The sequence below is a fragment of the Pseudomonas sp. D3-27 genome (assembly GCF_051132165.1).
Lineage (GTDB): Bacteria > Pseudomonadota > Gammaproteobacteria > Pseudomonadales > Pseudomonadaceae > Aquipseudomonas.
Genome location: NZ_CP071667.1, coordinates 4,351,821 through 4,366,910, shown reverse-complemented (window position 1 = coordinate 4,366,910; position 15,090 = coordinate 4,351,821). Strand labels below are relative to the sequence as shown.

Genomic DNA, 15,090 nt, shown 5'->3' with positions numbered 1-15,090 from the left:
AGAGCGGGGGTGTAACCTGTCAGATCTGACAGGTCGGTGGGTTTGCCCGATGAATGGTGTGCTCAATGACTTTGTGGGAGCGAGCCTGCTCGCGAAAGCGGCGGTACAGCCAACATCTTCACCAACTGACCCACCGCCATCGCGAGCAGGTTCGCTCCCACAGGGGGTTGTTGTGCGCCTATAAAAAAGGCCGATGAGCGTGTCGCTCACCGGCCTTCTTCAGCGCGAGAAAGTGCGTGTTACTGCACTTCCACCGCCAGGCTTTCGCTGATCTTCTGCTGCCAGATCGCCGGGCCTGTGATGTGTACCGACTCGCCTTTGCTGTCCACGGCGACAGTCACCGGCATGTCCTTGACCTCGAACTCGTAGATCGCTTCCATCCCCAGTTCGGCGAAGGCCAGGACTTGGGATTTCTTGATCGCCTGGGCCACCAGGTAAGCGGCACCGCCAACGGCCATCAGGTAGACGGCCTTGTTGTCCTTGATCGCTTCGATGGCGGTCGGGCCGCGCTCGGATTTGCCGATCATGCCCAGCAGGCCGGTTTGTTCGAGGATCTGGCGGGTGAACTTGTCCATCCGCGTGGCCGTGGTCGGGCCGGCCGGGCCAACCACTTCGTCGCCCACCGGATCGACCGGGCCGACGTAGTAGATGAAGCGACCCTTGAGGTCCACCGGCAGGGTTTCACCCTTGTTCAGCATCTCGACCATGCGCTTGTGCGCCGCATCGCGACCGGTGAGCATCTTGCCGTTGAGCAGCACGGTTTCGCCCGGTTTCCAGCTTTGCACGTCTTCCGGGGTCAGGGTGTCGAGGTTCACGCGACGTGCCGACGGGCCGGCTTCCCAGACGATTTCCGGGTAGGCGTCCAACGGTGGCGCTTCCAGCGAGGCCGGGCCAGTGCCGTCCAGCACGAAGTGGGCGTGGCGGGTGGCGGCGCAGTTGGGGATCATGCACACCGGCAGGGAGGCGGCGTGGGTCGGGTAGTCCATGATCTTCACGTCGAGCACGGTGGTCAGGCCACCGAGGCCCTGGGCGCCGATGCCCAACTGGTTGACCTTCTCGAACAGCTCCAGGCGCATCTCTTCGATGCGGTTTTGCGGGCCGCGGGCCTTGAGCTCGTGGATGTCGATGGATTCCATCAACACTTCCTTGGCCATCACCGCGGCTTTCTCGGCGGTACCGCCGATGCCGATGCCGAGCATGCCCGGTGGGCACCAGCCGGCGCCCATGGTCGGAACGGTCTTCAGGACCCAGTCGACGATGGAGTCGGACGGGTTGAGCATGGCCATCTTCGACTTGTTCTCGGAACCGCCGCCCTTGGCCGCCACGTCCACTTCCACGGTGTTGCCCGGAACGATGGAGTAGTGAATGACCGCCGGGGTGTTGTCCTTGGTGTTTTTGCGCGCGCCTGCCGGGTCGGCGAGGATCGATGCGCGCAGGACGTTTTCCGGCAGGTTGTAGGCGCGACGCACGCCCTCGTTGATCATGTCGTCCAGGCTCATGGTCGCGCCATCCCAACGCACGTCCATGCCCACGCGCACGAACACGGTCACGATGCCGGTGTCCTGGCAGATCGGCCGATGGCCGGTGGCGCACATGCGCGAGTTGATCAGGATCTGCGCCATGGAGTCACGGGCCGCCGGCGATTCTTCGCGCAGGTAGGCCTCGTGCATCGCCTGGATGAAATCCACGGGGTGGTAATAGGAAATGAACTGCAGGGCGTCGGCAACGCTCTGAATCAGGTCGTCTTGCTTGATCACGGTCATGAGTCGCGCTCCTCTCTAAGACGGGAACATTCAATAAGGTGCCGCCCGCTTGGGTGCATCGGTCGACGGACGGCACCTCTTAAGGCACGCCGGGCATGCTGGCGCGACGCTAAAAAGGCGCGGCAGTATATCGCAGGCTGGGGGCCTGTGGGAGCGAGCTGCCTTTGTGGCGAGGGGATTTATCCCCGCTGGGCTGCGGAGCAGCCCCAAAATGACTGAAGGCGAACAACCTGACACACCGAGGTGACTGGTTTTCAGGGCTGCTCCGCAGCCCAGCGGGGATAAATCCCCTCGCCACAGGGGATATCGGCGGAGCCGGCAGATGCGTCAATCTGGGCCATTGCTTTGACGCCATTTTTCTGAGCCAGAATTGAATGGTCATTTGTCGAACACGCCACTAAAGTGGCGTCTGGCCTGTAGCGTAGGACAGCTCTATCAGTTCCTCTTTTCCATGGTGAGTCACCGATTGACCCATAACGCCATTCAACGTCTTTTGCTCAAACGCTTCGCCCTGGCCGCCACGACTTATGCGCTGGCACTGGTGTTGCTGTGGTTGGCGTTTTTCAGTGGCCATTACCTCGACTCGTTGCGTGGCGCCATCATCGGCACGCTGTTGGTGGTGCTGTGCCAGGCTGGTTTGTTCGCGCTGTTCATCACCGATCGCAACCTGCGCTTCGCCGACCCCAGCCTGACGGAAATACAGGTCTGGATCGGCCTGGGCTGGCAGACCTGGATGATGGCGCACCTGGACCAGGCCCGCGGCGTGTTCCTGGTGTTCTATGTGCTGATCCTCTTGTTCGGGCTGTTCCACCTGACGCGGCGGGCCTTTGTGCGCTGCGCCACGCTGGTTTTCATCAGCTTTACCGGCATCACGCTGTGGGACGGTTACTTCTTTCGGCTGCCCGATCCAACGCTGGCCGGTCTGCAAGTGTCCGTGCTGTTCATCGTGCTGGTGTGGCTGGTGTTGTATGCCCGCTATGTCCAGACCTCGCGCCAACGCATGCGCCAGCGCCGGTTTGCCTTGCAGGCGCACCAGGACACCCTGCGCGGCATGATGCGCCAGCTCGAAGACCTGGTGGCCACCGACGAACTGACCGGCCTGTTCAATCGCCGGCATTTCCTGCGCCTGGCGAGCCGCGAACTCAATACCCTCAGGCCCGGCGTCGCCCATGGCCTGGCCTTGATCGACCTGGACCATTTCAAGCGCATCAACGATTTGCACGGCCATGCGGCAGGCGACCAGGTGCTCCAGGCGTTTGCCGGTGTCGCCACGGCGTGCCTGCGTGAAGGCGACGTATTGGCCCGCTACGGTGGCGAAGAATTCGTAATGTTGCTGCCCGCCTGCGACCCCGCGCGCCTGACGGCCTGTTGCGAGCGCTTGCGGCTGGCGTTCACCCAAGTGGAATTGACCGACCTGCGGGTGGGCACTCTCAGCCTGTCTGTGGGCATGACGATGCTGGAAATGGGCGATGACCTGGACAGCGCCTTGCAGCGCGCCGACCAGGCCTTGTACCGTGCCAAGCGAGACGGCCGCAACCGTTGTGCCGCCGCCTGGGAGAACGTCGATGCCTGAGTTGAAAGTCGCCGGCCGGCAATGGTCGGTGGCGGCGGGCAGTAACCTGCTGGATGCGTTGAACCAGGCAGGCGTGGCCGTGCCCTACAGTTGCCGCGCCGGCAGTTGCCATGCGTGCCTGGTGCAATGCCTGAGCGGCGACGTGCGCGACAGTCGCCCCGATGCCCTGGCCCCGGCGCAGCGTGATCAAGGCTGGCGACTGGCGTGCCAATGCCAGGTGGTGGAGGACGTGCAAATCCACACCTTCGACCCACAACGCGACGGCCAAGCCGCCAAAGTGGCGGCGGTGGATTGGCTGGGCTCCGACGTGCTGCGCCTGCGCATTACCCCGGAGCGACCGCTGCGCTATCGCGCCGGACAACACCTGGTGCTGTGGGCTGGTGACGTCGCCCGGCCATATTCCCTGGCGAGCCTGCCCGAGGAAGACCGCTTCCTGGAGTTTCACCTCGATTGCCGCGCGCCCGGGCAATTCATCGACGCGGCGCGACAATTGAACAGTGGTGACCCGATCCGTCTCGGGGAACTGCGCGGCGGCGCGTTGCACTACGACCCCGACTGGCATGAAAAACCCCTATGGCTGCTGGCCTCCGGCACGGGCTTGGGGCCGCTGTTCGGCATCTTGCGCGAAGCGTTGCGCCAACAGCATCGGGGCGCGATCCGGTTGGTTCATGTGGCCCGCGATGCCGCCGGGCATTATCTGGACAAACCCCTGGCGGCACTGGCGGCCAAGCATCCGAACCTGAGCATCGAGCTGTTGACCGCAGCCGAGGCGCCAGCGACGCTCGCACAGCTGCGCCTGGCGTCGCGCCAGACCCAGGCGTTGGTTTGCGGCCATCCGGATTGGGTCGAGGCGTTTGCCAAGCGCTTGTACCTGGCGGGGTTGCCGAGGAATCAATTGTTGGCGGATGTGTTTGTTACCCGTGACAATGGCGGCGTCTGACCGATCGCCATCGCGAGCAAGCTCGCTCCCACATAGGATTTGCGGCGCACACAGAACCCCTGTGGGAGCGAGCCTGCTCGCGATAGCGCCCGTCCAGACACCCAACGTCCAAAGGCAAAAACAAAAAGCCCCGCCATTCACATGGCGGGGCTTTTTGTGTTCAGCGACCGATCATCAAACCATCGGGTCGCCAACGTGCAGGATCTTCATCCCGTTGGTGCCGCCGGTGGTGTGGTAGCTGTCACCCTTGGTCAGGATGACCCAGTCGCCTTTTTCCACGACGCCGCGTTTGGTCAGTTCGTCGATGGCTTTCTGGCTGACTTCGTGCGGCTCCAGCGAAGCCGGGTCGAACGGAATGGTGTACACGCCACGGAACATCGCGGCGCGCGCCTGGGCTTCGCGGTGCGGGGTGAAGGCGTAGATCGGCACCGAGGAGCGGATGCGCGACATGATCAACGGCGTGTAGCCACTTTCGGTGAGGGCGATGATCGCCTTGACGCCCGGGAAGTGGTTGGCCGTGTACATGGTCGCCAGGGCGATGCTTTCGTCGCAGCGGGTGAATTCCTTGCCGATGCGGTGGCTGGAGGTCTTACCGGTCGGGTGCTTCTCGGCGCCGATGCAGATACGCGCCATGGCCTGCACCGCTTCGAGCGGGTAGAGGCCGGCGGCGCTTTCGGCCGACAGCATCACCGCGTCGGTGTAGTCCAGCACGGCGTTGGCTACGTCGGACACTTCGGCGCGGGTCGGCATCGGGTTCTGGATCATCGACTCCATCATCTGGGTCGCGACGATCACCGCTTTGTTGTGGCGGCGTGCGTGCAGGATGATCTTCTTCTGGATGCCCACCAGCTCGGCGTCGCCGATCTCCACGCCCAGGTCGCCACGGGCCACCATTACGGCGTCGGACGCCTTGATCAGGCCGTCCAGCGTCTCGTCGTCGGCCACGGCTTCGGCGCGTTCGATCTTGGCCACCAGCCAGGCGGTGCCGCCGGCTTCGTCGCGCAGTTGACGGGCGTATTCCATGTCTGCTGCGTCACGGGGGAAGGACACGGCGAGGTAGTCGACTTCCATTTCCGCGGCCAGCTTGATGTCGGCCTTGTCTTTATCGGTCAGGGCCGGTGCCGTCAGGCCGCCGCCGCGACGGTTGATGCCTTTGTGGTCCGACAGCGGGCCACCGATGGTCACGACGCAGTTCAGTTCGGTGGCGGTGGCGGTCTCGACGCGCATCACCACGCGACCGTCGTCGAGCAGCAGTTCGTCGCCCACGCCGCAATCCTTGACCAGGTCCGGGTAGTCGATGCCGACTACCTGCTGGTTGCCTTCGGTCAGCGGGTGGCTGGTGGAGAAGGTGAATTTGTCACCTATCTTCAGCTCGATGCGCTTGTTGGCGAATTTGGCGATACGGATCTTCGGGCCTTGCAAGTCGCCCAGCAGGGCAACGAAACGGCCGTGCTTGGCGGCCAGGTCACGTACCAGCTTGGCACGAGCCTTGTGCTCGTCGGGGGTGCCGTGGGAGAAGTTCAGACGGGCAACGTCCAGACCAGCCAGAATCAGCTGTTCGAGAACTTCCGGCGAGTTACTGGCCGGGCCAAGGGTAGCGACGATTTTGGTGCGACGGACGGACATGCAAGACTCCTCAAGTTCAAGCGCCAGCGAAGGCTACTATGGTCTTTGGGTGTAGTCATTGTTCATATGCACTACTTATTCGTTTCTTTTTCGAAATGAACATTCCTGAAAATTTTTGCGCCTTTAACTGCTTAAGCCGAACATCGCTCTTGTGGCGAGGGAGCTTGCTCCCGCTCGGTTGCGTAGCGACCGCAAAAATCCGGGGCTGCTCTGCAGCCCAGCGGGAGCAAGCTCCCTCGCCACACACGTGTTCACCGTGGAGGTTTTTCGTGCTGAAGATTTTCCCCGCCAGGTCGATACAGAGCTCAAGACAGGAGAACCTCCCCATGCGATTCGTGCTTTTTATTGCCCTGGCCCTGAGCATCACGGGCTGCACCCGTTGGTCGATGAACCACCACATGAACCTGGCCTACAAGGCCTATGAGCGGGGCAACTGCGAGCAGGTGATGCTCGAGCTGTCCAAAGTCGACCGCGCCAGCCGTGCCCGTCGCTACATGCAGCCGGAAGTCTCGATGATGCGCGGCCAGTGCCTGGAGCGGCAGAAGCTCTACGTCGACGCGGCGCAAACCTACCAGTTCATCCTCACCCAATACCCCAACAGCGAGTACGCCTACCGCGCCCGAGCCCGGCTCGAAACCCTACAGAGCCTGGGTCATTACCCCACCCGCAGCGCCTCGGCGATCCGTCCCACGTCGTTCTGAATTTGATTTATTCGAAACCCTTCTGCGAGCCAGTTGTCGACCGATGACTGGTATCGAATCCGGCTGGCCGATGCTCCCGCTTGGGCTATAGTTGTACAAATCGTGAATAGAGCCAGAACTCTAATTTCGAAGCGTCACCTGTCACCGGTAGCATTTGGCCAGCCAGTATGCGAGTGTCTGGCATCGGGGTCGGGGAGAGCGGGCAGGGATGAGCCCGTTCCGAAGCACTGGATTGGCCGGGTAATCGGCTACTCAAAAAGTGATACAACACATGTACAAAGAGCGGCAGATTGCACGACATCAGCTGGCATATTGCCTTGAGGTGTTCAACGGCATAAACGGCAAACCCATTGGGTTTTTGGGCAATGTTTCGGAAAACGGCCTGATGCTCATCAGCCATTTGCCCTTGATGATCGGCGCGGATTTCGACCTGCGCCTCAAACTGCCCGCCAAGGAAGGACCGCAGCAGCAGATCCGTTTGAAAGCCCATTGCCTGTGGTGCCGCGAGGACGTGACACCGCAACATTTCGACGCGGGCTTCAGCCTGCAGTGGGCACCGCCGGAATACGGACAACTGGTGACCGCATTGCGGCAGTACTTCAGCTTCTATCAGCTACCAGAATCGGCGTGAGCCCTACCGCGTTGCGATAACCCCTGTGGCGAGGGAGCTTGCTCCCGCTGGGGTGCGTAGCAGCCCCTGGTTATCAACTGACACACCGCATGGGACGCTTCGCGTCCAGCGGGAGCAAGCTCCCTCGCCACGGGGACTTCATCGCCCGATGTATCGCGTTGCTATCAGCGCAGCACCTTCGCCTCGCCATCCAACAACTTCTCCAGCAACAACACCCCCATCTCGCCCATCTGATGAATCGCCAACGCCAGGTTGCGCGGGGCGCCTTCCAGTTCTTCCGATAAATCCAGGATCAGCGTGCTCACCGAGCAGAAGGTTTCGTAGCTGTGTACCAGCAAGCCTTCCGGGTCGGCGTCGGGGGCGACGATGAAACAGTCCAGTTGTCGTTGGTTTTTGGCTGGTTGGGTGGGGTTGGGTTTCAGGTAGTGGTCGAGGGCTTTTTTCGCGGCTTTGTCGAGCTTTTGCTCGTCGACGGTTTTGCGGGGAGCAGGTTTTGGGGGATTTGGGGTTGGTTTGATCATGTTCGGTCTCCGTTAATGGTGCTGCCACCCGGTTCGCGACTAAACGAATGTGGGTGGCGGCTGGACGCAGGTTAGTCGACCGGCGGAGACACGAAATCCGGCGCGCCCGAAGGCGCCCTGCGAACAGCCACCATCGAGTGCGGGACAGGGCTGCCCGACTGGATGACGCTTGTGCACACCGTATCTACCGCCGAGCGACTAAACCCGATCGCTGAGAGGTCAGCGACGCGAATCACGTTACGGGGCAAGGCCAAGGCGCACAAGCCGGCGGATTCTGGCGGATGTGTAGTCCGTTGCGCAAGGAGGTGTAGTCGGTTGGGCGTGGTTGGGGTTGCCGTTGGTCGGGACTGTCAGATCTGTCAGGTGTGGGAGGGGGCGAGCGTCACGTTTACTGCGTTCATATCTCCCTGTCGAAAAAGGTGGAGTTTGACCATGGAAACTGACGATAAAAATAACGAAGCTGAAGGCGCATCAGCAAATGAGACGGTAGCTCTTGTTACATCGGAAGTGGTCCGTGATGAAGGCCTGCTATCTATACATCAAATAATAGGTAGAAATGGGAACTATTATGCGATTCTCGAAGTTGAGGTTGTCTGGTCTGACGATGGAGCTCGCTGTACTGTAAATACCCTGCGGTACTGGGCGTTAGGCAATGGACGAGAAAAAGGAAATATTCATCCGCGACTTGTCTCTAAAGTCGACACCGATTGGGAGGAGATCCTACATGAAGGAGGTAATCAAAACGGGCAATGGCATGATTTTCCACGCACCAAAAGGGTAGAGGGTAATGCGCGTTCGGTATTTGTCGATTTTAGTTTTATTTACGATAGGGATAATGTAGGCGACGTCAATCTCACAGGAGATGTTACGGTTGAATACAAAGTTCCCATGCCTAGAATGAACGAACCTCGGGACGGACAAACAGTTCTACCAAACTTTGAAATGAGCGGCACCGGTATACATCGAGCCGAGATCCATATACATAGGGAAGGGTCAGGGCAAGTGCTCGCTGATCCAGTCACTGTAACTAATGGATCCTGGAGAGCCTCTTTGCTCCAATACCTGCATCCTGGGCGTGTTCCTATCACTTGCAGGCAGCTACACGCTGGCCTATGGTCGCCTTGGATTCCTGCCGTCAATGTCACAGTTCATTTTCCAGGACCCACTATCTCCGCGCCTGGTAATGGCGAAACAGTCGGACAGCGGCCGAGGGTAAGTGGCTCCGGTGAAAATGGCGCGACGGTGTAGGTTTTCAGAGGTAATGACGCAGTAAGTAATAAGACTAATATTACGGACCGTGAATGGAACACAGTGCTGACCGTCGATTTGCCATGGGGGTCTAACACACTTACCGCTCGGCAATATTTCGGCGATGTATCTTCAGAATTGTCAACTGCCGTTACCGTAAGAGTCCGAGCCGGGACTCCTGTTATCACTGGACCGGACCCATCAATCCCCCAAAGCGAAACGTTTACTTTGTCAGGCACCGGTGGAGTCCCAGGCACCTTTATCCATGCTTATCGTTACCTGGGTGATGATAGTACGGAGGTCGGGAACGGCCGAGTAACAGCAAATGAATGGAGCTGTGAGGTTAGGGTGACGCCTGGAGGCGAGTCACTGGTAGTCAGCCTAAAAAAAGATTCAGTTGATATATCGGACCGTAGCAATCCAGTCGCATTCAAGATAAAGCCACCAAAACTGACCGATATACAAGTGGACTACTCCAGCGAAAATACGGTTAGCTTTTCGGGCACCGGGTACAACGGTGCCAGAGTAGACCTACATATTCAGGGTAACGGTACACCGCAGGATAATACTGACGTAGCCTCGGGTACATGGCGGATCGATTGGCGCGACCAGCCCCCCGAAAGTTACCGGATGCACATCCGGCAAAGTATTACCGATGGGGCGAGCGGCCGGATTTATTCTGATTGGGCTGACATCGTGCCGGTCACGATCCCCGTTCCGATACCGACGCTATATGTTCAACCCGGCCAGGATCGCAAGCCGGAGTTTTCCGGCACCGGCAGAACTTGGGGCAGCAATATTACGTACATCGAACTGCACGTCGCGGGACCTGTGACGCCTGAGATCGGTGAAATCAGTGTCAATGAAACCAACTGGCGCTATACGCCAACGGCTGCGTGGCCTCCGGGGAGCTATGAAATTGTAGCCCGTCAAGTGTTCAAGGGCGTGCCATCGCTCCCGACTGTCGAAGTTACCTTGGACCTTCCTGCTCCGCCACCCGTGGTAAATGTGGGAGATAACGGTCTGGAACCGAACTTCTCCGGTACGTGCCTGGCCGGTGCGCAAGTGAATCTCAGCTTTAAAGATGATCCCGATTCGCCCTATCCGGCGATCGTTGACGGTACAGACTGGTCCTTCACCCGGCGAGAGGCCTTCATGCCCGGCCCTTATCTGGTCAGCGTGACGCAGACCATTAACCTGCAGACCTCCGTTCCGGTTGAGAGATCCTTCAATGTAGCCGTCTTGACGCCGGTCATCACGGCTCCCATCGATGTGGACGTGGACCACAACCCTGTCGTTCACGGCACCGGCGGGGTGCCCGGGGCGATCATGCGCGTGCTTGACGCGGTGTCGGAGGCGCAACTAGGCCAGGCATCCGTAGAAGCGAACGAATGGTCAGTCACTATCTCGCAGGATCTTCAATTTGGTCCGTGCCAGGTGATAGCCGTTCAGGAATACAACCTATTACCGTCTCCCCCTCGCAGTCAGCAAGTTGGCTTTACGGTGATCCTGTTTCCACCCACCATCGAACATCCCGAGCCCGGCGGCAACGCGCCTCGAGGCTCTATCATCGATGGGTATGCCCGAAAGGCATCCGAACTCGATACGGCAAAGGTCGAGTTGTGGCTCGACGGCTGCTATTTGGGAACGGCAAGCGCCGCGAGTCACAACGGCTACTGGATGTACAACGTGAAGTCCCCATTGCCAGTGGGCAAGCATGTTCTACGCGCCAAGCAAATTTTTGGCGCCAGCAAGGAGGAGTCGGATTTCCTCGACCGTGAGTTCATCACCGTGCCGGCAATTCCCGTGGTCGAGTCGCCAGCGTTGCAACAACACACCGGCGCGACGGTGACGATTTCCGGGTTCGGTTTTACCGGCGACTGGGTCGAGGTGGCGTGGAGCGATGCACTCGACCCTCCGCTGGGTCGCACACAGGTGCAAGCGAACCGCACCTGGTCGCTCCAGGTGCGAGCCGACAAACCGGCCGGCCAGCAAATCTGGGTCGTACGGCAGGAGTGTGACGGGTATGAATCCGGTTGGAGCGAGGGGCATTCGGTGCGGTTGCTTTCCCAAGCACCCCTCTTTACGGCACCGCCGGCCGGGCACTGGTTTGCGGGTGCGCCGCTGTTCGAAGGCGAGGGGGACTCCGGCAAGACCATTGAGTTGTCCCACTGGTATGACAGCCATGAGATTGTCGTCGCAGACCTTCCCGTTACCGACAGTCGATGGACAGCTTCGCCTACCGTGACGCTGAACATCGGCCCTCATTGGTTCAAGGCCCGGCAGGACGATTCGGATTGGGGCGATAGCTTACGTGTCGAGAAGGCCAAGGACGCGCCGGACATCGGTTAGTCGTGATAAGGCGCATCTACTGTCAGATCTGACAGTAGATGCGCCGTCTCTTTGACCTTCAAATAACCCTTACAAGACCACCGAAACAGGTCTGGAGGGTTTTCGTACCCCATCGAAAGGAAGCACTACGATGAAGGCTTCACCGGTAGACATTGCCAAGAGTTTTTATGCACCGCTGGCCGATGAGCAGAACACTCGACAATTGGCTGCGCTTGACCAGTATCTTGACGACGGCGGATCGATTTGTGCGCTGGCGCGTAAAGGCATCATGGGGCTTGTGAGCGAGTATGAGCTTGACATTGACGACGCCCAAGCCATCTCACTGCGTCTCAACGGTTTGGCTACTTGGGTGCTGCGCCGCTTCATCGAAAGCCAATTGGTTCTTGACGAACCACTCCCCGCGCACTTGCGCCAGGGGCTCTTGGCATTGGTCGACGGGCCGACCTATGCGGATGTCTTCAAGCCAAAATTTGGCGCCAGGTGCCCGTGGGATGCGATCGAAGCCATCCATTCTCCGGTGGCTTATACGGTATGGCTCAAACACTGGTCTGAACAACGCTTTAGGCCTACCGAACAGGCTTACCCCCTCTACACCCGACGGGTCGACCTCGGCCGTATGAGCATCGATCCGGTGGCCGTCCATGGTGTTGTGTCATCCGTGGAAGTGGTCAGCGGCGTGCTGGAAGCATCGATCAAGGACTCCCTGGGGCAGAGCACTGATATCGACAGGACGCTGAGCGAGCGTCGCTACCCTAACGGACTGCCCTATCACCACCCCTGGACATCACTGGACGAGTTTGCTCGGGATCTGGGCATGTCCGTGGGGACGGTCGTGGAGATGTGTGATCCGGTGTCACCTTATTTCCTGCGGGAAGAGTTGCCTTGGGGAGCGACAGCCGATAATGCGCTGATTCAATCTGCCCGACTTAATCCTGGCTTGCGAGAGATCCTGACGGAAGATCGCCATTTCCCAAACGACAACGACACCAACGATGAAAAGGAGGCGTTCTATAAAGCCAATTTCGGGCTGCTGGATGTTGAACCGCTGAATCTGAACCAGGCTTATTTTTTCAACCAAAGGACCAAACTCAATCAATCGGCATTGGAAGCTCTGTTATCGGTTGAATTGTTCGCCACAACCGTATCTGAGCATGTGATACGGGAAGATGACCTGGTGACGCCTGGACATGCAGGCTCGGTGTTTGTCAACGACGGGCCGGCGAACACAATGAGCATTGACTACGGCGCAATCGAGCCACTCAATTTTATTCGCAACTACTCGGAGGACAGGGTCGATCGCCTCAACCGCAAAATCCGCTTGGACAACGCAATGCAGTTGCCCAGCCACGAAACCGATGCATTGCTCATTGCGATCATCCGCGCGGAGCTAGACCCTACGTCTAGAGACACCTCGGCGCCCAGCTATTGGATGACATCCAACACGGTTCGGGCCATGGGGCTGTTTCAGCGGTTACGGGAACGCTATCACTGCACGGCTGAAGAGTTTGCAGCCTTCCTGGACGCCGTTTCGATTTACGGTCGCGGTACCGAGCTGTCGCAATTTGACCGGGTGTTCAACCCGGACACCTTGGCGATTCCTCCCTTGGTTTTGGACGACAGTAAGTTCGAGTTGGTACCGGCCGAGGAAGCTGACGCCTTCACGGTCATGCGCATCTGCAGCGGCTTGAATATCGACCTGGCGACCTATCTCGCGCTGGCGCCGTTGATTGAACGCGCCCATGGCGAGCTCAAGCGCAGCCTCGCCGTTATTTCAAGTTTCTACCGCATGGCGAGGCTACCGCAGGTATTGGGCATCGCTCCGAGTGTAGCGGCGCAAATACTGGATTTGCTGAGCGGCGACAGTTGGCAGGGTGCGCTGGCTGGCCGGCCATACATCAACACAGATTCCCTGGCGCAGTCTCCGGATTCCCTGACGCAGATTCAGCGCCTGGAGGGATGGATTCGTTGGTGTGCCGACAGTGAGCTGGACGAAGCCTGGGCGCTGGAGCAGGTCAGGTCGGTGCTTGATCCTTCCGAGCCTTCCCAGGTGCAGAGCCGGCTCTTCGAACAGGTTCGCGCGCAGCTTTCGGCGTCCCTGTTTACCGAGGCGGCGCTGCACATGGCCGGTGTCGAGCCATTGTCCAACGGGCGGCAATGGACGAATCACCTGCTGGGTCTGGCTGATCGAGATGGACTGGTCATCCACAGGGCCGAAACCGACGAGTCGCCTTACGAAACCTATGCGCGGGAGCAGGTTGAGTTGGTCGTCGGTCAATTGATCGGGCAGGGCAATCAGCAGACCGTCGAGAAAATCCTGGGCGTGTTACTGAGCAGTCGTGCCGGCCAACAGGCAGTGGTTCGGGAAGGCCTGGCCGTCTTTAGCGGTTTAGCATCGGCCTTGGTCCTGCAGGTACTCAGTTGGTCGGGCGGAACGGTGCACAGGGTACTTTCATACATTTGGGGTCGCACCACGGCAGTCGATCCGTCGGCGATATTTGCGCGAGAGGAGGATGTGCCGGGCGATCCGTTCCTCGGTATGCTCGATGGCTTCGCACAACGCAGTGAAGTTGCGAAAAGGCTGAAGTTGAGCCCCGAGTTTCTGGCCTTGTACCTGAACATCGGCGACGGTGTTGGAAACGTTCCCGGGACCAGCCCCTTCCTGCCAAGTGCGCTGTATTACTTGACGGTTTACAACCGAGCCGTGGCGCTGAGCCAGACCGACGAATCGCAGTTGCTCAGCTATCTGGAGCTCGTCAACAAGTTGCCTGATAACTTGGCGAATCACGGGCTCAGTTTGGTACAGGAGCATACCGCCCAATTGCTCGCCGAGTTGTTTGATTGGAGCGTCGAAGAGGTGCGCGCCTGCGCTGCTCGGGTCAACCCCAAGCAAGGCTACATTCGCAATCTTGAGCACTTCGATCTGTTTACGCGCCTACGAGCGTTCAGCCTTGAGAGCACGCTCGATGCCTTGACCACGCTGAAGCTCGGCACACTGGTTCCCGATGCAAGGTTCGAGGCGTATCAAACCGTGGCCGAGCAAGTCGCGGCCGTCCTGGCTGATCCAAAACGGTCATCGCCGTTGTACGGTATCGACGCCGTGAACGACGAGGTGACGGTCGACTGTTCAATCGAAGGCCCCACCGAGCTGGTTGCCAACAGCGGACAAACGACGGAATTGACCGTCACGGTGACCAAGGGAGGAGAGGCGCAGCGCAACGTCAATGTCTACTTTAGCGCCAAGCTGTGCTCCGTCGAGCCCCCGATCGCCACGACCAATGAGCACGGTCTCGTCAGGGTCACCGTGCGTGCCGGTACTGCGATGGGGCGCGATGTCATCAGCTATCGACTCGATGCTCGCGAGCCACAGCCGGGGGTCATTATCAATTTGGTGCACGACTCGGCCAGCATCGAATTTTACATTGTGGAAACTGACTTCCTCATCACCGAAGAAAAAATCGGCAATGACGTGACGTTGCGAGCGCAACTGCTCGATAGACGGGGCAACCCGATTGTCAATGCACCAGTAACGTGGCGACTCCCCCCAGTGACTGGGCTGCCCATCTACGTTTCAACCAATGCGCAAGGGCTGACAGAGGTTACGTTTACCAGCTTGGAAGCGGCGACGGTTGACCCCACGGTTGACTACGATCTCGGGGGGGCTGGGTTGCTGTTCCAGCCCATCGTTTTCAAAGAGTGAACCAACGTTCGATCAACGACTGCGGTGGGCGTCCCGAC

At 59.4% G+C, this 15,090-nt stretch carries 10 protein-coding genes; 7 read left to right on the top strand and 3 right to left on the bottom strand.

The window, feature by feature from the left end; translation table 11 throughout:
- Positions 1-239: 239 nt before the first annotated feature.
- Positions 240-1,763: a fumarate hydratase gene (locus J3P92_RS19830; protein ID WP_434607486.1), complete on the bottom strand. Its 1,524-nt coding sequence runs from the start codon at positions 1,761-1,763 to the stop codon at positions 240-242.
- A gap of 466 nt (positions 1,764-2,229) precedes the next feature.
- Between J3P92_RS19830 and J3P92_RS19825 the strand changes: the two genes are divergently transcribed.
- Together J3P92_RS19825 and J3P92_RS19820 are read left to right on the top strand one after the other, a co-directional pair.
- Positions 2,230-3,336, top strand: a complete 1,107-nt coding sequence (locus J3P92_RS19825; RefSeq protein ID WP_420765296.1) for a GGDEF domain-containing protein — start codon at positions 2,230-2,232, stop codon at positions 3,334-3,336.
- Positions 3,329-4,276, top strand: a complete 948-nt coding sequence (locus J3P92_RS19820; RefSeq protein WP_434607483.1) for an iron-sulfur-binding ferredoxin reductase — start codon at positions 3,329-3,331, stop codon at positions 4,274-4,276. The genes J3P92_RS19825 and J3P92_RS19820 overlap by 8 nt, the downstream gene beginning before the upstream one ends.
- Positions 4,277-4,450: 174 nt before the next feature.
- Here the strand turns inward: J3P92_RS19820 and pyk are convergent, their stop codons facing one another.
- Entirely contained in the window at positions 4,451-5,902 is a 1,452-nt protein-coding gene (pyk, locus tag J3P92_RS19815) for a pyruvate kinase (RefSeq protein WP_039591415.1), read from the bottom strand.
- Between the two features lie 326 nt (positions 5,903-6,228).
- On the opposite strand from pyk, the gene J3P92_RS19810 reads away from it, so the two are divergent.
- Both J3P92_RS19810 and J3P92_RS19805 read left to right on the top strand, forming a co-directional pair.
- Positions 6,229-6,603 (top strand): tetratricopeptide repeat protein, encoded by a 375-nt coding sequence (locus J3P92_RS19810; protein WP_420765293.1) that lies wholly within the window; start codon positions 6,229-6,231, stop codon positions 6,601-6,603.
- A gap of 271 nt (positions 6,604-6,874) precedes the next feature.
- A complete protein-coding gene (locus J3P92_RS19805; RefSeq protein WP_434648762.1) occupies positions 6,875-7,234 on the top strand; it encodes a PilZ domain-containing protein in 360 nt (119 codons plus the stop codon).
- A 164-nt stretch (positions 7,235-7,398) separates the two neighbouring features.
- Here the strand turns inward: J3P92_RS19805 and J3P92_RS19800 are convergent, their stop codons facing one another.
- A complete protein-coding gene (locus J3P92_RS19800; protein WP_434607478.1) occupies positions 7,399-7,755 on the bottom strand; it encodes a DUF6124 family protein in 357 nt (118 codons plus the stop codon).
- Between the two features lie 432 nt (positions 7,756-8,187).
- Here J3P92_RS19800 and J3P92_RS19795 point away from each other — a divergent pair, with 432 nt between their 5' ends.
- The 3 genes from J3P92_RS19795 (at position 8,188) to J3P92_RS19785 (ending at position 15,052) form a co-directional block, all read left to right on the top strand.
- Entirely contained in the window at positions 8,188-9,003 is an 816-nt protein-coding gene (locus tag J3P92_RS19795) for a hypothetical protein (RefSeq protein WP_434648760.1), read from the top strand.
- A 465-nt stretch (positions 9,004-9,468) separates the two neighbouring features.
- Entirely contained in the window at positions 9,469-11,355 is a 1,887-nt protein-coding gene (locus tag J3P92_RS19790) for a hypothetical protein (protein WP_434648758.1), read from the top strand.
- Positions 11,356-11,485: 130 nt separating this feature from the next.
- A complete protein-coding gene (locus J3P92_RS19785) occupies positions 11,486-15,052 on the top strand; it encodes a Tc toxin subunit A (RefSeq protein ID WP_434648756.1) in 3,567 nt (1,188 codons plus the stop codon).
- The last annotated feature ends 38 nt before the right edge of the window (positions 15,053-15,090 follow it).